Genomic DNA, 23,266 nt, shown 5'->3' on the forward strand with positions numbered 1-23,266 from the left:
GCGACGGACAGCGCATCCGGCCGGCCCATCCCCTTTCCCATGACCTATATCGGCCGTTTCGCTCCCAGCCCCAGCGGTCCGCTGCACGCGGGTTCGCTGGTCGCGGCCCTGGCCAGCTATCTGGACGCGCGGGCCCATGGCGGCACGTGGCTGCTGCGCATCGAGGACATCGACGCGCCGCGCACGGTGGCGGGCGCGGATCGGGTCATCATGCGGCAACTGCAGGGCTTGGGGCTGCAATGGGATGGCGAGGTTATATGGCAATCGCGGCGCGACGCCGCGTACCGCCAGGCGCTGGACGACCTGATGGCGCGCGGCCTGGTATACGGCTGCGCGTGCTCACGGCGCGAGATCATCGAAAACCACGCGGCGCTGGAGCAGGCGCGAGGCACCCGGGTGGCCTTGCTGGACGGTGAACGGCCCTATGCCGGCACCTGTCGCAACGGCCTGCCGCCGGGCAGGCAGGCCCGCGCCTGGCGCCTGCGCGTGCCGCCCGGCGAAGAAACCTTCATCGACCGCTGGCTGGGGCCGCAGCGGCAGGACGTGGCGCATGCCGTCGGCGACTTCGTGCTGCGGCGGGCCGACGGTATGTGGGCTTACCAGCTGGCTGTTGTAGTCGACGACGCCGCGCAGGGCGTGACCGACGTGGTGCGCGGCGCCGACCTGCTCAGCTCGACCGCCCGCCAGCGCGTGCTGGCGCGGCTGATCGGCGCGCGGCCGCCGCGCGTAATGCACGTACCGCTGGTGCTGGACCCCGACACGGGCCTGAAGCTGTCCAAGCAGAACCATGCGCCGGCGCTGGACCTGTCGCGGCCAATGGAGCAGCTGTCGCTGGCCTGGCGCGCCCTGGGCTTCGGGCCCATCGCGGCCGATCGCCCCGAACCTTTCCTGGCCGAGGCCACCCGGCAATGGGCGCGCCGCTACAAGGGCTGAAGGTCGGCGTTCAATAGCCGCACCAGCAGGCCGGTGCCGTCATCGCCGACCCTGAATTCGCCATAGCGGGCGCCCTGATAGCGCTCGGCCTGGCCTTCCGGAAAGAAATAGGCATTGGTCACCAGGCGCACGCCGTCGGCGCGCAGGCGGTAGCGCAGCACGAGTTCATTCCTGTCGTGCGGCTCCGGCGCCGGCTGCACGCGCACCGGCTGCGCCACGCCCTGCGCGTCGGGAAGGAGCACGACGTACCCGTCCGTGCGGGGACCGCCCCATAGGCCGGCCACGCCGGCCTGGCGGCCGTCCTCCAGACTGACGATGTCCCGCGCGGCGGCGAAGCGCAGGGCCATATAGTCGCCCTGCATCAGGGCCCGGGGATCGACGGGCGCCAGGGCCAGGCGTACGACGTGGCCGCTGGCCAGCAATTGTTCGCGTTGCCAGATACCCGTATTGACGACCGCCAGTACCGCGACCAACCCAGCCACCATGACCGCCGCCCACAGCGGACGGCGCGGTGATACGGGAACCGCGGGAGCGGTAAGCGGCCGGCCTTCCAGGAGACGCGGCAGGCGCCAGGCGACCACCCGCATCGCCAGCAGCAGCACGCCCGCGCCGGCCAGCCAGAGGGACTTCTGCAGCAGCGGCACCGCCAATTGGTAGTAATAAAGAACCAGGTAGACCAGCAATACGATCTGGCCCCAGCGCAACAGCCGGGAGCGGCCCAGGCCAAAGCCCGACAGGATCCACGCCAGCGCAAAGGCGATCCCGGGCGCGGGCAGCCAGCATACGCCGAGGATCAGCAGTCCCACCGGTACGCCGATACGCAGGCTGCGCGGCAGCACCGCGCGACGGCGGCGGATCAGGGCCCAGGCCACGGCGACGGGCAGCAGGGCCGCGAGGACCAGGAACACCGCGGCGGGGGGATGCAGCGCCCACAGGGCCGGCAGCTCCCACACCGGTACGCCGGTAGCCTGCAAAGCGCCCGCTTGGGCCGCCAGGGAAAAGGCCCAGGCCAGCGGCTGCAAGAGGTCGCGGCGGGCGGCGGGCATGCGTTCGCGGGCCAGGAAGGCGGCCACCGCGAGCCATGCCGCGCAAACGCAGGCGGGGAGCCACAGCGTCAGCCCGCGCACCACGTCGAAGCCCATCCAGGTCAGCACGTGGTCATAGAGATCCTCGGTGCCGGCCGAAAATGTCGTCAGGATGAACAGCGCCATGGCCATCATCAGGGCGCTCAGGAAGCGCAGGATGGCGTCGGGCGCGAGGACGTACACGGCCGCCGCCAGCGCCAGGATGAGCAACGCCGAGCCGGCGGCCGAATTGGATGCCGACAGCCCGGCCGTCACCAGGATCTGGCCCGAGAATGCCAGGGCGGTCGCGCACTGGCGCCAGAACAGCTGCTGGGCATTGCGGGCGATGGCTACGCCGGCCACGCAAAGCACCAGGCCCAGCACCAGGGCCGCCGATGTCGTGGGGACAATGCCCGATGCCACCAGGAAAACCAGCAGCAGCAAGGTGGCGATCCATGCGCTCAGCGCCAACAGGCCTTGCACGTACCACGGCGTGGTGGCGCGGCGGGTGGTCTGCGGGCCGAGCTGGATCACCGGGGTGGGCTCAACGTCCGCGCCGGCGGAAGGCGCGGCTTCAGGCGCCGCCGAAACCGCACCGGGGACGGCGGAGGCAGCCGGGTCCGGCGGGAAGGAGGCCGCCTGAACCGTAGGCACAGCGGAGGCTGCGGTGTCCGCGCGCGGCGGGACCTGGCCCAGGCCAGCGGGCGCGGCGGCCGGGGCGTGGCCACGGTCCGCGGGCTGCAGATAGGCGGCGTCCGGCTCCGTGGCCGCGGCGGGTTGGCTGGCCGCCAGGCGACGCAGCCAGCGCGCGGCGATCACGGCTTCGCCCATCAGCAGCGCCGCCAGCGGCAAGGCCACCCAGACGCCGGGATCGATGCGCAGCAGCCATTCGCCGACCACGCGCAGCGACACGCAGATCACGCCGGCCGCCAGCAGGGCCAGCACCACCAGGTCGCGCCGGATGCGCGTATAGAAATAGCCCAGGACCAGCGTGACGCCCACCCAGGCCAACCCGGTATAGGTGCCCAGCCCTTCGACAATGGATTCGCCGAACATCAGCGCCAGCGCCAGGACGCCGGTCGCCAGCAGCACCAGCACGCGCGGCCCGACCCCGGTGCGGGCGTGGCCGCGCCAGGCGCAGAACTCCCAGATCGCCAGCATCAATATATTGACCGCGCTGACCACCAGGCTGGCAAAGCCCGGCCCGCCGAATACCACCCACCAGGACAACACCCGTTCGCCGAGCAATAAAGCCAGCGCGATATTGGCCAGCACGATCCAGAACAGCCACACGCCCTGGCTGCGCGCGGCGAGCGCCCACGGCAGCATCAACGCCGCCCACAGTCCGAACAGCTCCCAGGTATCCGCCCCGGTCTGGTAGGTCTGGCCCACGAGCGCCAGCAGCGCGCCCAGCAGCACGCCGGCCAGCCCGACCACGCAGGCGCGTCCGTGCGCGGCAATGGCGCTGGGCGCCGGCCGCGCATACAGGAAGGCGGCGAGCAAGGCACTTGCTACCAGCAGTGCCTGCGCCCCACCCAGACGCTGCGCCTTGGTCATCGCCGCCCAGTTGGCGGCGACCCAGCAAACCGCCGCGCTGGCCAGCAGCAATAAGCCGAGCGCCAGCGTCGCGCGCGCCAAAAACGCGCGCCAAGCGTGCAATTCCGATCCTGCCGCCGTATGGGCATCGACTTGCATGTGGCGATTCTCCCCTCTTATCATCCGCGCTATTGCGGCGGCCCGCCGCCATTGGATACTCATGAGCAAAACGTTGATTATTGCCGAGAAGCCCTCGGTCGCCCTGGATATATCACGCGCCCTGGGAGGCTTCGCGCGTGAAGGGGAATACTTTGAAAGCGAACGTTACGTCTTGGCGTCCAGTGTCGGCCATCTGCTGAGCCTGGTTGCCCCGAATGACCCGGTGAAGGGCAAATGGAGCTTCACGCACCTGCCCGTCATTCCGCCGAAGTTCGAGCTCGACCCGACCGACAAGCGTTCCAGCGAACGCCTCAAGCTGCTGGTACGGCTGGCCAAGCGCAAGGACGTCGACAGCATCATCAACGCCTGTGACGCGGGCCGCGAAGGTGAACTGATCTTTCGTTACATCATCCAGTACGCGGGGGTCAACAAGCCCATCCGCCGGCTATGGCTGCAGTCCATGACGCAGGCGGCCATCCGCGAAGCCTTCAGCAATCTGCGCGACGACAGCATCATGAAGCCGCTGGAGGCCGCCGCCCGTTCGCGCGCGGAAGCCGACTGGCTGGTGGGCATCAACGGCACGCGCGCCATGACGGCCTTCAACAGCAAGGACGGCGGCTTCTTCAAGACGCCGGTCGGCCGCGTGCAGACGCCGACGCTGGCCATCGTGCATGAACGCGAAAACCGTATCCGCGCCTTCGTGTCGCGCGATTATTGGGAAGTGCGCGCGACCTTCGTCGCGGCCGCCGGCCTGTACGAAGGCCGCTGGATCGATCCCGATTTCAAGAAGGACGAGCGCGACCCCGAAAAGCGTGAATCGCGCCTGTGGTCGCTGGCCGCCGCGCAAAGCGTGGTCGCGGCCTGCCGCGATCAGAGCGGCACCGTTACGGAAGAATCCAAGCCCTCGACGCAGTTGTCGCCCGCGCTGTACGACCTGACCTCGCTGCAGCGCGAAGCCAATGGCCGCTTCGGTTTTTCCGCCAAGACGACGCTGGCGCTGGCACAGACGCTCTATGAACGGCACAAGGCGCTGACCTATCCGCGTACGGATTCGCGCTACCTGCCCGAGGACTACATCAACACCGTGCGCGACACCATGCGCACGCTGGCCGACGCGCAAGGCGGCCCCGCCGGCGCCAGCGCGCGCCATGCGGCGAAGGTCGTGGCGGAGAACTGGGTCAAGCCCAATCGCCGCATCTTCGACAACAAGAAGGTATCGGATCACTTCGCCATCATCCCGACGCTGCAGGTGCCGCGCGACCTGAGCGAGGCCGAAGCCAAGCTTTACGACCTGGTGCTCAAGCGTTTCCTGGCGGTGTTCTTCCCCGCCGCCGAATACCGCGTAACCACGCGCATGACGGACGTACAGGGGCATCGTTTCCGTACCGACGGCAAGGTGCTGGTCGCGCCCGGATGGCTGGCCGTCTATGGCAAGGAGGCGCAGGACGAGGACGCCAATCTGGTGCCCGTCGCCGACGGTGAAAAAGTCCGCACCGAAGACGTCGAAGCGGTCGGCCTGGCCACCAAGCCGCCGCCACGCTACAACGAAGCCACGCTGCTGTCGGCGATGGAAGGCGCCGGCAAGCTGGTCGAAGATGAAGAACTGCGTGAAGCCATGTCGGAACGCGGGCTGGGCACGCCGGCCACGCGCGCGGCCATCATCGAAGGGCTGCTGAACGAAGGCTATCTGCGCCGTGAAGGCCGCGACCTGGTGCCGACCGCGAAAGCACGCCAGTTGATGACACTGCTGTCGGGCCTGGACGTGACGGAACTGACTTCGCCCGAGCTTACCGGTGAGTGGGAACACAAGCTCAAGCAGATCGAGCAGGGCGGGCTGCAGCGCGACGCCTTCATGCGCGAAATCGCGCAGATGACGCAGATCATCGTCAAGCGCGCCAAGGAATACGAACGGGATACGGTGCCCGGCGACTATGCGACCCTGCAGACGCCGTGTCCCAAATGCGGCGGCGTGGTCAAGGAAAACTATCGCCGCTACGCCTGCACCAATTGCGATTTCTCGATCGGCAAGCATCCGGGCGGCCGCACGTTCGAATTGCCCGAAGTCGAGGAACTGCTGGCCAAGCGCGAGATCGGTCCGCTGCAGGGGTTCATCAGCAAAATGGGCCGTCCCTTCGCGGCCATCCTGCGCATCACCGACGAGTACAAGCTGGAGTTCGATTTCGGCCAGAGCAATGACGAGGACAGCGAACCGGTGGATTTCTCCGGCCAGACGCCGGTCGGCCCCTGCCCGAAGTGCCACTCGCGCGTGTTCGAGCATGGCATGAGCTATGTCTGCGAAAAGTCGGTGGGTCCCGAAAAGACCTGCACCTTCCGTTCCGGCAAGGTAATCCTGCAGCAGGAGATCTCACGCGCGCAGATGGAAAAGCTGCTGACCGACGGTCGCACGGATCTGCTCGACGGCTTCGTGTCCAGCCGCACCAACCGCAAGTTCAAGGCTTACCTGGTGCGCCAGCCCGACGGCAAGATAGGTTTCGAGTTCGAGCCGCGCGCCGAGAAGGCCGCCGGCAAGACAGCGGGCGGCGCGGGGGCGGCGAAGGCGGCCACGAAAACCGCCACGAAGGCCGCCGCCAAAGCCGCCGGCACGAGCCCCGGCAAAACCGCCGCCAAGAAAACGGCGGTCAAGAAAGCCGCGGTGAAAAAGGCCCCGGCCAAAAAGGCCGCCGCCCGGAAAACACCCGCCAAATCGGCGGCCTGACCCTCGGACCAACGGGCCGCGTCGAACCAAGGAGACTACCCGCCATGCAGCAGCACTTCATCGACAACCGTCCCGTGCCATCGTCCACCGGCGAATTCATACCGGTGATCGATCCGTCGACGGGACAGGAATTCGACGCCATCCCGCGCGGCAATGCCGCCGACATCGATCGCGCGGTGACGGCGGCGCGCAAGGCTTACGAAGGACCCTGGGGCGCCCTGACGGCGGCGGAACGCGGACGCCTGCTGCTGAAGCTGTCGCGGCTGGTCCTGGACCATTTCGATGAGCTGGCCGCCATCGAATCGCGCGACTGCGGCAAGCCTACCAAGCAGGCCCGCGCCGACGTCACCGCCATCTCCCGCTATTTCGAGTTCTACGGCGGCGCGGCCGACAAACTGCATGGCGAAACGCTGCCTTATCAGAACGGCTACACGGTGCTGACCCTGCGCGAGCCGCATGGCGTCACGGGCCACATCGTGCCCTGGAACTATCCCCTGCAGATCTTCGGCCGCAGTGTCGGCGGCGCACTGGCGGCGGGCAACGCCTGCGTGGTGAAGCCGGCGGAAGACGCCTGCCTGTCGGTCCTGCGCATCGCCGAACTGGCCGCCGAAGCCGGCTTTCCGCCGGGTGCGATCAATGTGGTGACCGGCTATGGGCACGAAGCCGGCGACGCGCTGGCGCGCCACCCGGGCATCGACCATATCTCGTTCACGGGCTCGCCGGCCATCGGCATCCTGGTCACGCAGACGGCGGCGGCGAACCACACGCCCGTCACCACGGAGCTGGGCGGCAAATCGCCGCAGATCGTCTTCGCCGACGCCGATTTCGACGCCATGCTGCCGGTGGTCATCAATGCCATCGTGCAGAATGCGGGCCAGACCTGCTCCGCCGGCAGCCGCCTGCTGGTCCAGCGCAGCGCCTATGAAGAAGTGCTGGAAAAAGTCGGCGCCGCGTTTGCCGCGCTGCGCACCGGCCCGGCCGAGCAGGACCTGGATTGCGGGCCGCTGATCCGCAAGACACAGCAGGCGCGCGTGGCCGACTTCCTGGCGCAGGCGCGCGGCGACGGCATCGCCACCGTGGCGCAGGGCAAGCTCAGCGAAGGCGCGCCGGCGGGCGGCTTCTATCAGGCGCCCACGCTGCTACGCGACGTGCCGCTGACGCACCGGCTGGCGCGCGACGAAGTATTCGGGCCTGTTCTGGCGGCGATTCCGTTCGAGGACGAAGCGGATGCGGTGCGTATCGCCAACTCGACCGATTACGGCCTGGTGGCGAGTGTCTGGACGCGCGACGGCGGCCGCCAGCTGCGCATGGCCCGCAAGGTGCGCGCGGGCCAGGTCTTCATCAACAACTATGGCGCGGGCGGCGGCATCGAACTGCCCTTCGGCGGCGTCAAGGCCAGCGGCCATGGGCGCGAGAAGGGCTTCGAGGCGCTGTACGGGTTCACCGTGCTGAAGACGATTTCGATCAAGCACGACTGATCGCGTCAGGCCTCGTCCTCGTACCAGACGCCACCGGCCAGCATCATGCGGTGGTGGCCGTAGCCCGCGGGCATCATGGGATAGCAGTTTTCCTGCTCCGCCACGCACACATCCAGGAAGTACGGTCCCGGGCTGTCCAGGCACTCCGCCAGCGCAGCGTCCAGCCTGGACGGATCGGTAACGCGCCCGGCATTCCATCCGAACGCCTTGGCCACCGCCACGAAATCCGGCAGCGAGGCGTTATAGCTGTGGCTATAGCGTCCGCCGTGGATCAGCTCCTGCCACTGCCGCACCATGCCCATATAGCCGTTGTTGCACAACACGACCTTGACCGGCACATCATGCTGGACCGCCGTCGATAGCTCCTGGATGTTCATCAGCACCGACGCATCGCCGCTGACGCACACCACCGTGCGGCCGGGATGGGCGATTTGCGCGCCGATGGCGGCGGGCAGGCCATAGCCCATGGTGCCCGCGCCGCCCGACGTCAGCCAGCGATTGGGGCCCTCGAAGCGCAGATACTGCGCGGCCCACATCTGATGCTGGCCCACGTCCGTCGAGACGATCGCGTCGCGGCCCGCGAGCGCGCCATCCAGGCTGCGCATCAAGTGCTGCGGCAGGATGGCATCGTCACGCGCCTCGAAGCCCAGGCAGTCCTTGGCGCGCCAGCGCTCGATGCGATGCCACCACGTTTCCAGCTGCGCGGCAGCCGGCGCGCGGTCCGCGACCGCCTGCCGCAGGGCTTCGACCAAAGGCTGGCAATCGCCCACCATCGCCACATCCACCCGCACCACCTTGTTGATGGATGCGGGATCGATATCGATATGGATTTTGCGCGCATGCGGGCAGAAGTCCGCCAGCCTGCCGGTGATGCGGTCGTCGAAACGCGCGCCCACGCAGATGATCAGATCGGCGTGGTGCATGGCCAGGTTTGCTTCCAGCGTGCCGTGCATGCCGAGCATGCCCAGGAACCGCGGATCGGACGCGGGGAAAGCGCCCAGGCCCATCAGCGTCAGGGTGCAGGGCGCATTCACGTGGCGCACCAGATCGGTAAATGCCTCGCAGGCGGCGGGGCCGGCATTGATCAGCCCGCCGCCGCCGTAGAACACCGGCCGGCGGGCCTGGGCGATCAGGTCCGCCGCGCGGCGTACCGCGCTCTGCGGCACCTTGAAGGCCGACTTGGCGGCCTGGCGCCGCGCGCGCAGCGCCGCCACCCCGCGACGTTCGGCGGCCGGCAGGGCATCGTCCTGGTCCGCCGGCAGGGCCAGCTGTATGTCCTTGGGGAAATCGACGAGCACCGGCCCAGGGCGACCCTCGCGTGTCAGCGCCAGGGCGCGGGACACGGTATCGGCGACGGCGTCCACGCGCAGGATCTGCGTATTCCACTTCGTGACCGGACGCGAAATGCCGATGGCATCGCACTCCTGGAACGCGTCGGTGCCGATGGCCGCGGTCGCCACCTGGCCGCTGATGCACAGCACGGGGATGGAGTCGCACATGGCATCCAGCAAGCCCGAGGTCGTATTCGCCATCCCCGGGCCTGAAGTGACCAGCACCACGCCGGTGCGGCCAGTGGTGCGCGCATAGCCTTCCGCCGCGTGGACGGCGGCCTGTTCATGGCGGACCAGGACATGGCGCAGCCGCGGTTCCGCATAGAGCGCGTCGTACAACGGCAGAAGCGCTCCGCCCGGATAACCGAAAATGGTGTCCACGCCATGCGCGATCAAGGTCTCCAGCAGGATGCGGGCACCATTGAGGGCAGGGGGCGCGCCGCCGGCGTCGGCGCCATTCAATGCCTGGGAATGAAGTCGGTCGTTCATGGACATCATCTTAGGCCGGACAGGGCGGAATTTTTATCCTGTTTTTCTGCGTTATCCGGCCAAACGCGGTAAATTCGTCTGAAAAACACCGAGAAACAGGAAAATGCGTCTGGACAAATTCGACTTGGCCATTCTGCGCGTGCTGCAGGAGAACGCCCGCGCCAGCCTGAACGAGATCGGCGCGGCGGTGGGGCTATCGTCCACCCCGTGCTGGAACCGCATCAAGCGCATGGAAACCGCGGGCGTGATCCGCGGGTATACGGTCAATATCGATCCGGCGGCGCTGGGCTTCATGGACACCGTGATCGTGCACGTCACGCTGGAAAGCCATAGCGAGGAAACGCTATACGAGTTCGGCCGGGCGCTGGCGCAGATACCGGAGGTACTGGAAGCCTTCCTGGTCTCGGGCGACTACGACTACTACATCCGCATCGCGGTGCGCGATACGCGCGACTACGAGCGCCTGCTGCGCGAACAGCTCTACCGCATCCCTGGCATACGGCATAGCAAATCCAGCTTCGTCCTGCGCCGGTTGAAGGAATCCATGCTGCCGCTGACGCCCCCCGCGCCCACGCCCATATAAACGACCACGCGGACGCGCGACGCGCCGATATAATCCCCCGTCACTTCGTCCGATCGCAGCCGCGCGATCGGCTACTTCCTTACCGCGCCATGCGCGCGGAATCTGGCTGGACATGACCGAAGCAAGCACCAAACCCTGGCACGTCGTACGGCGCTCCAAGCTGCATGGCAATGGCGTCTTCGCCGCGCGCAAGATCCCGGCGGGTACGCGCATCATCGAATACGACGGGGCCCGCATCAGCGCCAAGGAAGCGGACCGGCGCCATCCCACTAATCCCGACGATCCTTTCCATACGTTCTTTTTCTCTCTGTCGTCCGGCAAGGTGATCGACGGCGGCGACCATGGCAACGACGCCCGCTGGATCAACCACAGCTGCGCACCCAACTGCGAGACGCAGGAAGGCAGCGCGGGCAAGCGCGTCTATATATATGCGCTGCGCGATATCAAGCGGGGCGAGGAGCTCTTCTACGACTACGGCCTGGTACTGGACGGCAAGATCACCAAGGCATTGAAGGAAGGCTACAAATGTCTGTGCGGCGCCCCGGAATGCCGGGGCACCATGCTGGCCTTGCCGGAAAAGAAAAAGAAGAAGAAAAAGAAGAAAGACTAGGCCCACGGATTACCGGGCGGTGGTTTCCCGACACATCGGCAAGGCGAGGCGTATAGCCACCCGACTTGCCGCACGGTCGCGGCAAGCGTCCGCCCGGCGCCGCCGGCATAGCCGGTATAGGCCGCCCAAAAATCAAAATCGATTGCCGTAAAAGCAAAAGCCCCCGACCGGCGACGCCGATACCATGCAGTGGCTGACATGGTGGCGTTCCGCCCACGCCATGTCTCAACCTGCCTCAACGCATCGGGGAGAAACGAAACATGGCAATCGATCGACACTCGCCCGTTTCGGACGTCGGTATAAAGCCCCCGCGGACGTCCACCGTCAGCCTTCAATCACCCGACATGGGCCAGGGCCCGAACGCGGTCAGCTGGCTGNTCGGCGATGTCAACGGCGATGGCAAGNCNGAGATCTGCCAGCAATACCGGAACGGCAATGGCAACCTCGGCATGATCNTCTACGGCTGGAATGGCACCGGGATGAAAACGCTGTGGCAGCAGGACGACATGGGGCANGGGNCGAACGCGCTTAGCTGGCTGATCGGCGATGTCAACGGTGATGGCAAGGCGGAGATCTGCCAGGCGTGGAATAGCGGTGACGGCCTGGGTATCGTGTTTTATATGTGGGCGGAAGAAGGCATGCATACCACCGTACCGACGTACCCGGGATGGTTGGAGTCCGCGGAAAGCGCGACGGGGAGTACGGGCTGGTTCATCGGCGATGTCAACAACGATGGCAACGCAGAGATCTGCCATTGGTGGAGTCAGGCGACATCTGACGGTGTCTCGCTATACGCCTATCTATACGGCGAATGTGCTTCCGGCGCCGTCTTTGCATATTACGACGACGGCCCCCCGCCTTCGGTCGGTTCCGTGCTGGGCAATTTCCGGGGCAAAGGCCGCAAGGAACTCTGCGAAGCGTACAGCCTGAACGGCATGCTGGGCATGGCACTCTTCACCTTCTACAGTGGAAACACTTTAAAGGGAAAGCGGGAATGGGGCAGGGACGACATGAAGCAGGGGCCGAACGCTATCACCTGGCTCGCCGGTAACTTCATGGGGCCTATCCAGGAAGGACAAACCACGGTTCAAAGGGAGCAGATCTGCCAGCTGTGGAACAACAACGGCAAACTCGACATGGTGGTGTACGGCTGGAAGAACGGCAGCGACGGCTACAAGGACGGCGACGCCGGCGATGGGGATGGCGGTATTGTGGTGCTGTGGCCCGCGGCCACATGAAACCGTGCGTCGGTATCATGCCGGCATCTCGCTACCGCCGGCATAATGCGGCGTCATGCCGAGATTGCTGCCTTCATGCACTCCGCGTGATGCCCGGGTCGCCGCCCGTCGCGCGGCCTTGTCCCTGACAGGCGCGCGGCCTTTGCCGGACCGGCTGGCCCGCTGGCATACAATATTGCTATTGCCGCTAACTTGCGGCATGCAGTACGTCTTCAGGGCGGGGTGAAACTCCCCACCGGCGGTAGGCCATGCAATGTGGCAAGCCCGCGAGCGCCCGCGGTCCGGCAACGGTCGGCGGGGTCAGCAGATCTGGTCAGATTCCAGAGCCGACGGTCATAGTCCGGATGAGAGAAGATGTGCCGGCACAATCCGTTCCCCGCGCGCCTGAAGGCGCGCACGCGGTTTTGCGTTTGGCTGTCCCATAGCCCTGAAACGTTTTTCGCCCAACTTTCCGCGAGAGCGTTTCAATGTCCCAAGCAACTTCGTACACCTTCAGCGCCGATTCCCGCACGCCGGCAATCTTCGCGCAACCCTTTCCCATGCGCCTGGCGCGCGCCCTGCACCATATGCGGCTGGGCCGTCCGGTCATCCTGCTGGACGACGACGACCGCGAGAACGAGGCCGACCTGATCGTTGCCGCCGACAAGATCACGGTGCCGGTCATGGCCCAATTGATCCGCGACTGCAGCGGCATTGTCTGCCTGTGCCTGGGCGACGAAACCCTGGACCGCCTGGCGCTGCCGCCCATGACGGCGCGCAACGAAAGTCGCCATGGGACGGCCTTCACCGTTTCGATCGAAGCGCGCGAAGGCGTCAGCACCGGCGTTTCCGCCAAGGATCGGGTCACCACCATCCGCGCCGCCATCGCGCCGAATGCCCAGGCCGGCGACGTCGTCAGCCCCGGTCACGTGTTTCCCCTGCGGGCTCAGCCGGGCGGCGTGCTGACGCGCCGCGGCCACACGGAAGGGTCGGTGGACCTGGCCGTCCTGGCCGGCCTGCCCCCCGCGGCCGTCCTCTGCGAATTGATGAACGATGACGGCACCATGACGCGCGGCGACGCCATCGACCGCTACGCGGCCAAGCATGGGCTGGTGGCGCTGACGATCGCCGAACTGGCCGACCATCGTCGCGGCCTGGCGACGCAAGCCGCCGACACGCCCGAACTGGAATCGCAGGCGGCCTGACCGCCGCTTCATCGGCACCCCATCGCCCGCAGCCGCGTTCGCCGCTCCTCGCCACCGGCGAATGCGGTGGAACGCAGTTGTTTCCTGTCGCCTTCCGTCGTTTACAATTAGAAACGATAAGAAGGGGAAGACGATGCAAATCGAATGGTGGTACGCCACGGCGGAAGGGCGCAACGGCCCCGTCGCGGAGGAGACACTGGCCCAACTGCTGTCGGCGGGCACGATCAGCGACGATACGCTGGTCTGGCGGAACGGGATGACCGGATGGGCGCGGCTCGCGGAGGTCCCGGAACTGGCGCGCCACCCCCGCGCCATCCCGCCGCCCGTGCCGGCCCCGCAACCGGGCGGCGAACGCGAACGCCTGATCTCGCTATCCCCGGCGGGTCCCTGGCGACGCTTTTTCGCCAGGATGATCGATTTATGGATCGTAGGAATCCCTACGATTTACATCGTCTCCTATCTGCTTGCTCGACACTATCTAGGCTTCGCGCTATGGATACAACGCCCGGGGAGCGATTTCTCATTCGGCTGGGTCATGTTGCCGCCGATATTGGCGGTGGAAGCATGTATACACCGGCTTTTCGGGAATACGTTCGGCAAGGCGCTGCTCAAGGTCGTCGTCATAACCGCCGACGCCAGGCGGCCCACCTTCGGCGAATATCTGCGTAGGCAACTCGGCGTTTACTGGTACGGTCTGGGCACCGGTTTTCCGCTGGTCCCGCTGTTCACCATGTTCCGCCAATACGGCAAGCTGAAGTCCGGCGGACAGGCAACGTACGATCGCGGCGCGTTCAACGTCAAGGCCCGCAAGCTGGGCGTGCTGCGCGGATGTATCGCGTTCGTTGTCGTGGTGATGCTGTTCTTCGCCGTCGGCATGCTGAACATCCTCTCCAAGGAAGGACAACGCTCCTATTATTCCGGCACGCTGTGGAAAAACCCGGTCTCCGGCAAACAGGTCCCTATCCCGCAGGGCTGGCTGTTGGCGGATCAGCACAACAGTGACCGCCAGCCTATCCACGTGTTCACCGCCCCGGACCTGGGCGTGCAGATGGTTTTCGCCCAAGAAGACGCGGGCCCCAGGCTGCCCCTGGGCGAGTATGCCCGGCTATGGCAATCGGCGGTGGCCAATGTAATGGCCCTGCAGCGCGACGGCCCGGCCGTCGTTCTCGATGGAAGAGAAGTCATCGTCCTTACCGGCACGATGACCAACGACAAAGCGCTGCAAGTCAGAGTCACGCTTACCAAGAGCGACCGTTATGTGTGGCGCTGCGTCATCGTGACCAACGGCGACAAGGATGCCGCAGCGGGACAGGCCCTGAAACTGCAATCCCTATTGTTCCGGTCGATAGATGCAAACGGGATCTAGGCGCTCGGCGCCGCGGGACCGGCACCCGCATAACGAGCGACGTCCCGCGCCGCCTGGACCAGGCATGCCTCGGCATCGCCCACGACGACGGTGGCGCTGCAGGCCAGCATCAGGTTGAGGTTCATGCCGAAGTCCTCCACCGTAAAGCCCTGCGCGTCGATGTGCGACAGGCCGTCCGTCGACTTCGCCACCGCGACCTGCTCCACGATGGAGGCGGCGACGGACGTATACGCCCAGACCGGCTTGCCCAACGCGACGGCATAGCCGACTTCGAACGCCGTACCCGAATCCGGTTCGGCGCCTCGGAAAGCGTTCAGATTGGCGATGACGCCGTCGGCCTGGCGTATCAGCGCGATGTTGGCGCGGTAGATCCAGGCAGCCAGCTCCGGGCCGCCGAGATCGGCGGGGCCGGCCTTGTCCAGCGGGTACAGGCCCTGGAAGCCATATTGCGCGCACAAGGCCTTCAGGCGTTCGCCATAGGCCACGGCATCCGGGCGGAAGACGTCGTAGCCCGCGAGGTAAAGAGAGAACGGCATGGCGAAAGCAGCGCGGAAGCAGGCGACTAGAACATCGTGTTGCGGTTGGCCGGGTTTTCGGGAATGTCCTGGCTGACGTCCCAGTGCTCGACGATCTTGCCGTCGCGCAGGCGGAAGATATCCACCACGGCCTGCCCGGTGTCCTCCGGGGACTCCTTCCACAGCGTATGCACAACCACCAGATCGTCTTCCGCGATCATGCGTTTGATTTCCGCGCTGGCCATGGGGTGCTGCTCCAGGTACGGACCATAGAAATCCGCCATCGCCGACGAACCGTCAGGCAGATAGGGGTCGTGCTGGATCAGGTCCTTGGCGACGTAGGTCTGCATTGCCTTGTCGACGTTCTTGTCCTGGAACAGCATGCGGAAGAAGGCCGTCACCACCGCCTTGTTGTCGGCCGGCGCTGCTTGCACGGCGGCGCACAGGCTGGCGGCCGCACAGAACAGGAAGGTGGCGGCAAGGGGTTTGAGCTTCATGCGAATTCCGGACTGATAGATAAACGGGCTGGCCGGCACGCCGCGCCCGCGGCGTGCCAGTGTAAACAAAACTTCAGGCCGCTCAGGCGTCGCGCCGGTTCTGGTAAACCTGCAGATGCGAATACGCCACACGCAGATAGGGCGTGGCGATGCCGGCGGCGGCGCCGCGGGCAATCATATCGCCGACGATATGGTCGCCCTCGACGCGCAAGCCCTGCCGCAGGTCGCGGAACATGGACGCCGTGACTGGCGATCCGGCATCGGCAAACAGCTTGCGCGCCGCCGCGTCGGCGGGCGGCCGCACGCGATAACCGGCGGCCGCCGACACGGCCTGGGCTTCCTCCAGCAGGCCAAGCATGACAGCCTGGCCGTCTCTCGTCGAGGCGATTTCTCCGACGCTGCCGCGTAGCAGGCAGGTGCCGGCCGCCAGCGTGCACAGGAAGACGTATTTTTCCCAGCAGTCCTGGTAGATCGCATCGCTGAGCCGGGAGGAAAAATCGGCCGGGGCCAGGGCGCTTTCCAGGGCGACGCAGCGCTCGCTGCGGGCTTCGCCGGTCCGCTCGCCGAAGACGAGACTGGCTTGCTGGCCCATGTGCACGATTTCGCCTTCCGGGCCCAGGGTCGCGCTGATCTGGCACAGGCCGCCCAGGACGCGCCGCGCGCCGAAGGTGTTATCCAGGGCGTCGTAATGCGCCATGCCGTTCATGATGGGAAGCACGGCCGACTCCGGCCCGACCGCCGGCGTGATGGCCGTTACGGCGCTGGCCAGGTCGTAGGCCTTACAGCTGAGCACGATGACGTCGTAATGCCCGTCCAGGTCATTGGCCGTCACCACCTTGGGATGCACCGTGGCGTCGCCGCGCGGACTGCGCAAGCGCAATCCCTGCTCGCGCAGCTTCGCCGCGCGCGCGTCGCGCACCAGAAAAGTCACATCCACGCCGGCCTGCGCGGCGCGGCCGCCGAAATAGCCGCCCGTACCGCCGGCGCCCAGAAACAACATCCGCATCGTTTTCTCCGTCCGCGGCGGAGCCGTCGCGCGCCGCCAAGGCCCGCATTATGCGCCGAAGCACCTGACGGAAGGCTCAGTCGAAGATTTCGTGCCAGAAGGATTTCTTGCGGTAGCCGCGGTCATAGCCGCGGCCATGATCCCGATCATGGTCGCGGTACTGCCGGTCCCTGTCATCATCGCGATAGGGCCGGCCCTGCGGCTGCGGCGGTGGCGCGGCCTGGGCGGTGCCGGTCTCCTGGATGCTGCGCTCGATCAGCTTGTCCAGTTCGCCCCGGTCCAGCCAGACGCCGCGGCACTGCGGGCAGTAATCGATCTCGATGTTCTGCCGGGCGGACATCACAAGCTCGGGTTCTCTGCAGCTGGGGCATTTCATATCGGTCTCCTTACGTTTTGCTGAACGAAGGTAGACCGATGGGCGGTGCGATGGTTCCCCGGCGCCCTGGCCGCGATGACCGCCCCGGGCCACCGCCGCGCAGGCGCGCAGGCGCTCATCCGCGCCGGCGCCGGCCCCGGGCGGCGCCCGGCTAACCGCGCGGCCGGTGCAGCACCTTGCTGACGGCGCGGATCGCGGCCCAGGCCACCCACCTGCCGTTCGTCAGCCGCGCCCGCGGCAAGCGGCGCATGACCTCCACGGCGATGCCGCCACGCCGATGCCATTCGCGCTTGCGTATCTGGCTATCCGTGCGCCGCCCCTCCAGCCAATCGAATTTGCGCAGGCCCGGCTTGTAGACCGGCGGCACATTGAAGATCAGGATATACGCCAGCCGGGGGGCATCCGATGTATTCGGCCCGGTGTAATGCAGGGTACGCATGTCATGGACCGTGCAGCCGCCGGCCGGCAACGGTACGGGCACCGCTTCGGCGCGCGGAAAGTCGTCGCAGCACTCCAGCGGATGCAGCGACTTGTCGTTGCCCGGAGAGCGGTGCTTGAGCACGTCGTAGCGGTTCGATCCAGGGATGAACTGCATGCAGCCGTTCACCTCGCCCACCGGCTGCAGCGGCAGCCAGATGCTGAGTTCGCGGTACTCGAAATCCGGGGAACGGAAGGCCTCGTCCTGATGCCACGGCGTTTCCGGACCGACGCGCGCCGGCTTGAGCAAGGCATGTTCGCCATACAACGCGGCATCCGGCCCCAGCAGTTGCCGGGCGATGGCGAGCGCGCGCCGGTGGTAGGTCGTCTTCAGCAATTCGGGCGCGTAGTGAGACGGATCATGCAGGCTGGGGAAAGTCTGGGGCTTGTCGGGATCGTCGCGGCTGGCGAAGTCGTATTGCGCGCCCTCTTCGTAGCCCACCTTGTTCTCGAACATGCGCATCAGCGTCTGCCGGATCCGGACCACTTCGTCGGGAGGGCAGATCTCCTCCAGCGAGATATATCCCCGCGCTTTGTATTCTGTCGTCGTTTCTTCCGGAAGTAAGTATTCCTGGTTCACATTCGCGCTCCGCACAGTCAGATACCTCGCCGCGGGCCTCCGCCCGGGGGCCCAAAGTGGTTAGCGGCTATGTACGGCGTAAGGTATCTTTTCAGCGGCGGAGCAACTATCGCTCGTCCTTCCTAGGACGGAAGCGACGGACGCCTCATGCGTAGTGCGGAGGAAACGCGGCGACGCCCGCCAACCGCGCGCGACGCCGTGGCGCTTTCGGCCGAGGCGCTAAAGCGGAGACGGCCTTGCGCCGCCACCCGGATGGGTAAGCAGGAAGCTGAACAGGCGGGCACGCAGCGCGTCCAGTTCGGCTGCGACGGCCCCGGCGTCGATGGCTTCGGCATTGCCGGCACCGGGGGCGCCGTCGGCACCCTGCCAGGCGATGGCACGGTCCCGGGCTTCCCGGATCACCGGGACGCCGGCGGCACGCAGACGGCTGGCGTAGGCGCGGCCCTCATCGCGCAGCGGGTCATCCGGACCGCTGAGCAGCAACAGCGGCGGCAGGCCGGCCAGGCGCGTCCCAGCCATGGGGGATGCATACGGATGGCTGGCGTCGCAGGGACAGGACAGGTAGCCGCGCCAGCCTCCGGCCCATTCCGCGCCCTCCGCGGTGCCCTGGGCGCAACGCACGGATGGCGTCCCCATGCTGGCATCCAGCATGGGCGAAAACAGGATCTGGCCATCCACGGGCGGGCCGAGCCGGTCGCGGGCCATCATCGCCACGGCGGCGGCGATACAGCCGCCGGCCTCTTCGCCGGCGACGAACAGGGCCGCGCCCTTGCCGCCCAGCTGTTGACGATGCTCATGGGCCCAGCGCAGCGAAGCGTAAGCCGCTTCCACCGCCGAGGGAAAAGGATGGTTGGGCGCGAGCGGATAGTCCACCGACAGGACGACGGCGCCGGCATCGGCCAGCAGGCGGGCCACCGCCGAGGATTCATCCACCGACCCCGAAACAAATGCGCCACCGTGGAAATGCACGACGACCGGCGTGGACGCCCGGCTCGCGCGGCGCCCATAGAAGCGTACGCGGTGCGGTGGCAGGGGCGCTACAGGATGGCGCGGGGATGAGGAGCCGGCCGCGCGCACCGGGCGCCCGGCGGTGATTTCAGAATCACAGGACATGACTATCAACCGGTGCCCCGCATAGGGCGGGGCGTATTCGAGAATGATGTAAGCATAAGAAATGCCCAGGTCCGGATAAACCACGCTCGATTGACTTAATAAGTTACCCGCCCCGACTAATACGCCCCGTGGGCGCGCACGCGGCGTGTGGACAACGTATGGAAAAATAAGGCGCTCCGTTTCGCGCTCCGCTCAGATCATGGCCGACCCCAATATCGAAACCCTCTTCGTCCACGTCCACGGCAAGGTCCAGGGCGTGGGTTTCCGCATGGCCACCGTACGGCGCGCGCACATGGTGGGCGCGACCGGATGGGTACAGAACCGTGACGACGGCACGGTCGAGGCCCTGGTGCAGGGCACGCCGGACCAGATCGACCAGATGCTGGAATGGCTGGGCCGGGGCCCGCCCGGCGCGGTGGTAAGGGAAGTGCACTCGCGCCGCGAGTACATCGACAAGCGTTATCGCAGTTTCCAGCAGCTGTAGGCGGGCGACGGCCCGACGCGGCAACGCCGGCGCGCGGCCCGAACCGCGATGGCATAAGGCACGGGGGCAGAGCTAGGACGGAACCGCCTCGCCACGCTCGCGCACCGTGCGGCGCAGCGCCGCAACGAACAGCTGGGCCGAGCGCGACAGCGGCGTATTGTTGGGCAGCAGCATTTGCGCCTTGACCTCGGTACGCGGCCGATAACGCAAGGTCACCACGCCATGGTCGCGCGGCGCCCATAGGTGGAAAGGGTCGATGATGGCGGCGCCGGCGCCGGAGCGGGCCAGGGAACATGCGACCGAGGTCAGCGTGACTTCGGTCGCGATGCGGCGCGCCACGCCAGCGCGCTGGAAGCTGTCTTCGATCAGCGCGCCCAGCGGCTGCGTCTTGCCGAAGGAAATCAGCGGATAGGCCGCCAGGTCCGCGGGCGTCACCGAATCGCGCGCGGCCAGCGGGCTGTCCGGATGCACCACGCACACCAGTTCGGCGGCGCAGACATCGCTGATGCGGCCTTTCACCATGCGGCCGTCGCGATGATGCAGCGGCGACAGCCCCAGGCCGAAATCGACGCGCTCCTGCACCACGTTTTCGAATACGCCCAGATTGTCCACGGTGAAAACCGAGATCTGGATGTGCGGCCACGACTTCTGGAATTCGGCGATGGTCGGCGACAGGAGGTTGTCCGCCAGCGTCGGCACCGACGCCACCTGCACGGTGCCCACCGTCATCTCGCGCATGTCGTCCATCAAACGGTTGACCCGCTCGATGCTGTCGAAGATGCGGTTCAGTTCGGCCAGTATCACCTGCGTTTCCCGCGTAGCCTGCAGGCGCCCATGCTTGCGCACGAAAAACGGAAACCCGGCCTGCGACGCGCAATCGCGCAGCATCAGGCTGATGGCGGGCTGCGAAATACCGAGGGCGGCCGCCGCCTCGGTAACCGACCCGTGCACGCTGACGGCACGGATGACTTCCAACTGCCGGACGGTGAGCGACATCGTGTCTCCTCCTGCATAAGGCGGGCTTATGTGGAAATTAGTTCGCCCCAATTGATTTTATCTACCCGCCTCCCTATTCTGGTCCGCAAAACAAGGCGCCGGTAAAAAAAGAACCGGCGGCCGCGGAGACAACATGGCGATTCGCATATGGGCGGCACACCCTGGCGGCAAGACGGCCAGCGGCGGCGCGCATCCTCACGGGGACGGCACATGAACATCGTGTCCGTCGCATCCGAAGTCGTATCGGTGCCCTTCGACATGGGCGGCCCCTACCAGCGCTTTGCCGGCGCCCTGTGGGACCGGCTGGACATCCTGCTGGTGCGCGTGGAAACCGAGGACGGCCTGGTCGGCTGGGGCGAGGCCTTCGGCCATGCCGCCATCCCGTCCACCCGCGCCGCCCTGGACACCATCATCGCGCCGCTGGTCATCGGCCGCGACGCCGGCGACATCGCCGGCATGACGCGCGCGGTGCTGCACGCCACGCATCTGCTGGGACGCAACGGCGCTTACGTCTATGCCTGGTCGGGCGTGGAAATCGCCTTGTGGGACCTGCTGGGCAAGCGCAGCGGCCTGCCGGTGCATCGCCTGCTGGGCGGCGGCGCCTGCGCCGACCTGCCCGCCTATGCCAGCCTGCTGAACTACAGCGACGATGCGCTGGTCGCGCGCAATACGGCGGCGGCGGTCGAACAGGGTTATCGCCACGTCAAGCTGCACGAAGTCACCGCCGGTTCGGTGCGCGCCGCCCAGGCCGCCGGCGGCGCCGCCACCGCCATCATGCTGGACACCAATTGCGCGTGGGACGTAGCCACGGCGCTCGCCATGGCCGATACGCTGCGCGACGACGGCATGTACTGGCTGGAAGAGCCCGTATGGCCGCCCGAGGACACGCTGGGCCTGGCCCGCGTGCGGCAGCGCGGCATCCCCATCGCCGCCGGCGAAAACGTCGCCGGACCGCATGGCTTTCTGCGCCTGCTGGAAGCCGGCGCGCTGGACATCGCCCAGCCCAGCGTGACCAAGATCGGCGGCATCGGCGAGTCCATGCGCGTGGCGACGCTGTGCCAGATGCATGGCGTGCAGACCGTGCCGCATTCTCCGTATTTCGGCCCCGGCTTCATCGCCACGCTGCACATCGCCGCCGCGCTGCCCAACAAGCCGCTGATCGAAGTGCTGTGGCTGGAGATGGAAGCCAATCCCTTCGATCCCTGGGTGCGTCCGCGCGACGGCCGCGTCGCCGTACCGCAGGGCCCGGGCCTGGGCTGCGACCCCGACCCCGACGTGCTGGCGCGTTATCGCGTCGGCGAACGCCATGTCATCCGGGAGAAGCACGCATGAAGCTGGAACGCCTGGAAACCCGCGCGCTGACGCTGCCGCTGGATCGCCCCATCGAAAGCGCGCTGGGCTCGATACGCAGCTGCGGCGTGGTGCTGGTGTACGCCTATACCGACAATGGCATCGTCGGCGAAAACCTGGTCTTTACGCTGAACGACCGCCGCACCGGCGTGCTGCGCCAGATGGTCGATGAGCTGGCCGACCTGGTGGTGGGACGCGACGCCGGCCACATCGCCGGCTTTTGGGCGCGGGCCTGGAAGGACATCAATTTCTTCGGCCACAAGGGCATATCGGTGATGGGCATATCGGCCATCGACGGCGCCTTGTGGGACATCGCCGGCAAGGCCGCCGGCATGCCGCTGTACCGCCTGCTGGGCGGCGCGCGCGACCGCCTGCCGGCGTATCACAGCGGCGGCCTGTGGCTGGACCGCGATATCGACGGGCTGGCGCGCGAAGCGCAGGACATGGTCGAGCAGGGCTTCAAGGCGGTGAAGATGCGCCTGGGCATGCCCGACCCGCGCCAGGACGCCGAGCGCGTGCGCGCCGTGCGCCAGGCCATCGGCCCCGGCATCCGCCTGATGGCCGACGCCAACCAGGGCCTGAACGAAGCGCAGGCCATCCGCCTGGGCCGCATGCTCGAACCATACGACCTGACCTGGTTCGAAGAGCCGCTGCCCGCCTGGGACCTGGAAGGCGTGGCCCGCGTCGCCGCCGCGCTGGACACGCCCATCGCCAGCGGCGAAACCGAGTACACGCGCTACGGCTTTCGCGACATGCTGGCCTTGCGCAGCGCCGACGTGCTGATGCCCGACCTGCAGCGCGTGGGCGGCGTCAGCGAATACATGCGCGTCGGGCACATGGCGGAAAGCCATGACATACCGGTATCCAGCCATCTGTTTCCCGAAACCAGCATCCAGGTGCTGGCCGCGCTGAACAACGCCATCTACCTGGAATACATGCCGTGGTTTTCGTCGCTGTATCGCGAGCGGCTGGAATTCAGCGATGGCGATGCGCTGGTGCCGGAACGGCCGGGCTGGGGATTCACCCTGGATCCGAAGCGCATCGCCGAGCTGGAGAACGCCAGGCGGTGATGCGGGCGGATGCGGTGCCGGCGCGCCGTCCGCGCAGGACCGCGCATACGCGGCTCCAGGCGCTGGCCAATATGCAGTCCCCTACGCAATCCCTTTCGCTGTCGGGTTCTCTTTT

Annotated in this window: 19 protein-coding genes and 1 riboswitch; of the genes, 10 read left to right on the plus strand and 9 right to left on the minus strand. The window is 66.8% G+C overall.

The features are described 5' to 3' along the window. Window positions 1–39 precede the first annotated feature (39 nt). Window positions 40–933 carry a tRNA glutamyl-Q(34) synthetase GluQRS gene (gluQRS, locus tag ACNA0R_RS15985; RefSeq protein WP_415827002.1) on the plus strand — a complete coding sequence of 298 codons (894 nt, stop codon included), beginning with the start codon at window positions 40–42 and terminating at the stop codon, window positions 931–933. Here gluQRS and ACNA0R_RS15990 read toward each other — a convergent pair. Further along, window positions 921–3,692 carry a GDYXXLXY domain-containing protein gene (locus tag ACNA0R_RS15990; RefSeq protein WP_415827003.1) on the minus strand — a complete coding sequence of 924 codons (2,772 nt, stop codon included), beginning with the start codon at window positions 3,690–3,692 and terminating at the stop codon, window positions 921–923. The genes gluQRS and ACNA0R_RS15990 overlap by 13 nt on opposite strands. A gap of 61 nt (window positions 3,693–3,753) precedes the next feature. On the opposite strand from ACNA0R_RS15990, the gene ACNA0R_RS15995 reads away from it, so the two are divergent. Both ACNA0R_RS15995 and ACNA0R_RS16000 read left to right on the plus strand, forming a co-directional pair. After that, window positions 3,754–6,408, plus strand: coding sequence for a DNA topoisomerase III (locus ACNA0R_RS15995; protein WP_415827004.1), 2,655 nt, complete (start codon window positions 3,754–3,756; stop codon window positions 6,406–6,408). Window positions 6,409–6,452: 44 nt separating this feature from the next. Beyond that, complete coding sequence (locus ACNA0R_RS16000) at window positions 6,453–7,886, plus strand: aldehyde dehydrogenase family protein (protein WP_415827005.1); 1,434 nt, start codon at window positions 6,453–6,455, stop codon at window positions 7,884–7,886. A gap of 5 nt (window positions 7,887–7,891) precedes the next feature. Here ACNA0R_RS16000 and ilvB read toward each other — a convergent pair whose 3' ends face one another. Next, complete coding sequence (gene ilvB / locus ACNA0R_RS16005) at window positions 7,892–9,715, minus strand: biosynthetic-type acetolactate synthase large subunit (protein WP_415827006.1); 1,824 nt, start codon at window positions 9,713–9,715, stop codon at window positions 7,892–7,894. A gap of 94 nt (window positions 9,716–9,809) precedes the next feature. Here ilvB and ACNA0R_RS16010 point away from each other — a divergent pair, with 94 nt between their 5' ends. The 4 genes from ACNA0R_RS16010 to ACNA0R_RS16025 all read left to right on the plus strand — a co-directional run bounded on the left by ACNA0R_RS16010 (window position 9,810) and on the right by ACNA0R_RS16025 (window position 14,687). Next, the gene (locus ACNA0R_RS16010; protein ID WP_415827007.1) at window positions 9,810–10,289 is read left to right on the plus strand and encodes an Lrp/AsnC family transcriptional regulator; all 480 of its coding nucleotides are present in this window, start codon (window positions 9,810–9,812) and stop codon (window positions 10,287–10,289) included. Window positions 10,290–10,401: 112 nt separating this feature from the next. Further along, window positions 10,402–10,899, plus strand: a complete 498-nt coding sequence (locus tag ACNA0R_RS16015) for an SET domain-containing protein (RefSeq protein WP_415827008.1) — start codon at window positions 10,402–10,404, stop codon at window positions 10,897–10,899. A 1,442-nt stretch (window positions 10,900–12,341) separates the two neighbouring features. Beyond that, a riboswitch (FMN riboswitch) is annotated at window positions 12,342–12,497 on the plus strand. Between the two features lie 107 nt (window positions 12,498–12,604). Then, a complete protein-coding gene (gene ribB / locus ACNA0R_RS16020; protein WP_415827009.1) occupies window positions 12,605–13,321 on the plus strand; it encodes a 3,4-dihydroxy-2-butanone-4-phosphate synthase in 717 nt (238 codons plus the stop codon). 133 nt (window positions 13,322–13,454) lie between these two features. Beyond that, window positions 13,455–14,687, plus strand: a complete 1,233-nt coding sequence (locus tag ACNA0R_RS16025) for an RDD family protein (protein ID WP_415827010.1) — start codon at window positions 13,455–13,457, stop codon at window positions 14,685–14,687. Here ACNA0R_RS16025 and ACNA0R_RS16030 read toward each other — a convergent pair. The 6 genes from ACNA0R_RS16030 to ACNA0R_RS16055 form a co-directional block, all read right to left on the minus strand. Further along, window positions 14,684–15,223 carry a nucleoside 2-deoxyribosyltransferase gene (locus tag ACNA0R_RS16030; RefSeq protein WP_415827011.1) on the minus strand — a complete coding sequence of 180 codons (540 nt, stop codon included), beginning with the start codon at window positions 15,221–15,223 and terminating at the stop codon, window positions 14,684–14,686. The genes ACNA0R_RS16025 and ACNA0R_RS16030 overlap by 4 nt on opposite strands. 26 nt (window positions 15,224–15,249) lie before the next feature. Then, entirely contained in the window at window positions 15,250–15,699 is a 450-nt protein-coding gene (locus ACNA0R_RS16035) for a nuclear transport factor 2 family protein (RefSeq protein ID WP_415827012.1), read from the minus strand. Window positions 15,700–15,781: 82 nt separating this feature from the next. Continuing rightward, window positions 15,782–16,705, minus strand: a complete 924-nt coding sequence (gene panE / locus ACNA0R_RS16040; protein ID WP_415827013.1) for a 2-dehydropantoate 2-reductase — start codon at window positions 16,703–16,705, stop codon at window positions 15,782–15,784. Between the two features lie 76 nt (window positions 16,706–16,781). After that, entirely contained in the window at window positions 16,782–17,081 is a 300-nt protein-coding gene (locus ACNA0R_RS16045) for a TFIIB-type zinc ribbon-containing protein (RefSeq protein ID WP_415827014.1), read from the minus strand. Window positions 17,082–17,232: 151 nt separating this feature from the next. After that, complete coding sequence (locus ACNA0R_RS16050; protein ID WP_415827015.1) at window positions 17,233–18,138, minus strand: phytanoyl-CoA dioxygenase family protein; 906 nt, start codon at window positions 18,136–18,138, stop codon at window positions 17,233–17,235. 219 nt (window positions 18,139–18,357) lie between these two features. Next, window positions 18,358–19,251: an alpha/beta hydrolase gene (locus ACNA0R_RS16055; protein WP_415827016.1), complete on the minus strand. Its 894-nt coding sequence runs from the start codon at window positions 19,249–19,251 to the stop codon at window positions 18,358–18,360. Window positions 19,252–19,450: 199 nt separating this feature from the next. On the opposite strand from ACNA0R_RS16055, the gene ACNA0R_RS16060 reads away from it, so the two are divergent. Continuing rightward, window positions 19,451–19,735: an acylphosphatase gene (locus tag ACNA0R_RS16060; protein WP_415827017.1), complete on the plus strand. Its 285-nt coding sequence runs from the start codon at window positions 19,451–19,453 to the stop codon at window positions 19,733–19,735. Between the two features lie 72 nt (window positions 19,736–19,807). On the opposite strand, the gene ACNA0R_RS16065 is transcribed toward ACNA0R_RS16060, so the two are convergent. Beyond that, window positions 19,808–20,731, minus strand: a complete 924-nt coding sequence (locus ACNA0R_RS16065; protein ID WP_415827018.1) for a LysR substrate-binding domain-containing protein — start codon at window positions 20,729–20,731, stop codon at window positions 19,808–19,810. Between the two features lie 210 nt (window positions 20,732–20,941). On the opposite strand from ACNA0R_RS16065, the gene ACNA0R_RS16070 reads away from it, so the two are divergent. Next, entirely contained in the window at window positions 20,942–22,063 is a 1,122-nt protein-coding gene (locus ACNA0R_RS16070) for a mandelate racemase/muconate lactonizing enzyme family protein (RefSeq protein ID WP_415827019.1), read from the plus strand. Further along, entirely contained in the window at window positions 22,060–23,151 is a 1,092-nt protein-coding gene (locus ACNA0R_RS16075; protein ID WP_415827020.1) for a mandelate racemase/muconate lactonizing enzyme family protein, read from the plus strand. Before ACNA0R_RS16070 ends, ACNA0R_RS16075 begins: the two co-directional genes overlap by 4 nt. Window positions 23,152–23,266: the final 115 nt, after the last annotated feature.

Origin of the sequence: Bordetella sputigena (genome assembly GCF_965137885.1) — a bacterium.
Classification (GTDB): Bacteria; Pseudomonadota; Gammaproteobacteria; order Burkholderiales; family Burkholderiaceae_B; genus Bordetella_C; species Bordetella_C sputigena.

Excerpts from the sequence above, each read along its gene's own strand:
- gluQRS (WP_415827002.1), top strand. The coding sequence starts at position 40 with ATGACCTATATCGGCCGTTTCGCTCCCAGCCCCAGCGGTCCGCTGCAC.
- ACNA0R_RS15990 (WP_415827003.1), bottom strand. The coding sequence starts at position 3,692 with ATGCAAGTCGATGCCCATACGGCGGCAGGATCGGAATTGCACGCTTGG.
- ACNA0R_RS15995 (WP_415827004.1), top strand. The coding sequence starts at position 3,754 with ATGAGCAAAACGTTGATTATTGCCGAGAAGCCCTCGGTCGCCCTGGAT.
- ACNA0R_RS16000 (WP_415827005.1), top strand. The coding sequence starts at position 6,453 with ATGCAGCAGCACTTCATCGACAACCGTCCCGTGCCATCGTCCACCGGC.
- ilvB (WP_415827006.1), bottom strand. The coding sequence starts at position 9,715 with ATGATGTCCATGAACGACCGACTTCATTCCCAGGCATTGAATGGCGCC.
- ACNA0R_RS16010 (WP_415827007.1), top strand. The coding sequence starts at position 9,810 with ATGCGTCTGGACAAATTCGACTTGGCCATTCTGCGCGTGCTGCAGGAG.
- ACNA0R_RS16015 (WP_415827008.1), top strand. The coding sequence starts at position 10,402 with ATGACCGAAGCAAGCACCAAACCCTGGCACGTCGTACGGCGCTCCAAG.
- ribB (WP_415827009.1), top strand. The coding sequence starts at position 12,605 with ATGTCCCAAGCAACTTCGTACACCTTCAGCGCCGATTCCCGCACGCCG.
- ACNA0R_RS16025 (WP_415827010.1), top strand. The coding sequence starts at position 13,455 with ATGCAAATCGAATGGTGGTACGCCACGGCGGAAGGGCGCAACGGCCCC.
- ACNA0R_RS16030 (WP_415827011.1), bottom strand. The coding sequence starts at position 15,223 with ATGCCGTTCTCTCTTTACCTCGCGGGCTACGACGTCTTCCGCCCGGAT.
- ACNA0R_RS16035 (WP_415827012.1), bottom strand. The coding sequence starts at position 15,699 with ATGAAGCTCAAACCCCTTGCCGCCACCTTCCTGTTCTGTGCGGCCGCC.
- panE (WP_415827013.1), bottom strand. The coding sequence starts at position 16,705 with ATGCGGATGTTGTTTCTGGGCGCCGGCGGTACGGGCGGCTATTTCGGC.
- ACNA0R_RS16045 (WP_415827014.1), bottom strand. The coding sequence starts at position 17,081 with ATGAAATGCCCCAGCTGCAGAGAACCCGAGCTTGTGATGTCCGCCCGG.
- ACNA0R_RS16055 (WP_415827016.1), bottom strand. The coding sequence starts at position 19,251 with ATGTCCTGTGATTCTGAAATCACCGCCGGGCGCCCGGTGCGCGCGGCC.
- ACNA0R_RS16060 (WP_415827017.1), top strand. The coding sequence starts at position 19,451 with ATGGCCGACCCCAATATCGAAACCCTCTTCGTCCACGTCCACGGCAAG.
- ACNA0R_RS16065 (WP_415827018.1), bottom strand. The coding sequence starts at position 20,731 with ATGTCGCTCACCGTCCGGCAGTTGGAAGTCATCCGTGCCGTCAGCGTG.
- ACNA0R_RS16070 (WP_415827019.1), top strand. The coding sequence starts at position 20,942 with ATGAACATCGTGTCCGTCGCATCCGAAGTCGTATCGGTGCCCTTCGAC.
- ACNA0R_RS16075 (WP_415827020.1), top strand. The coding sequence starts at position 22,060 with ATGAAGCTGGAACGCCTGGAAACCCGCGCGCTGACGCTGCCGCTGGAT.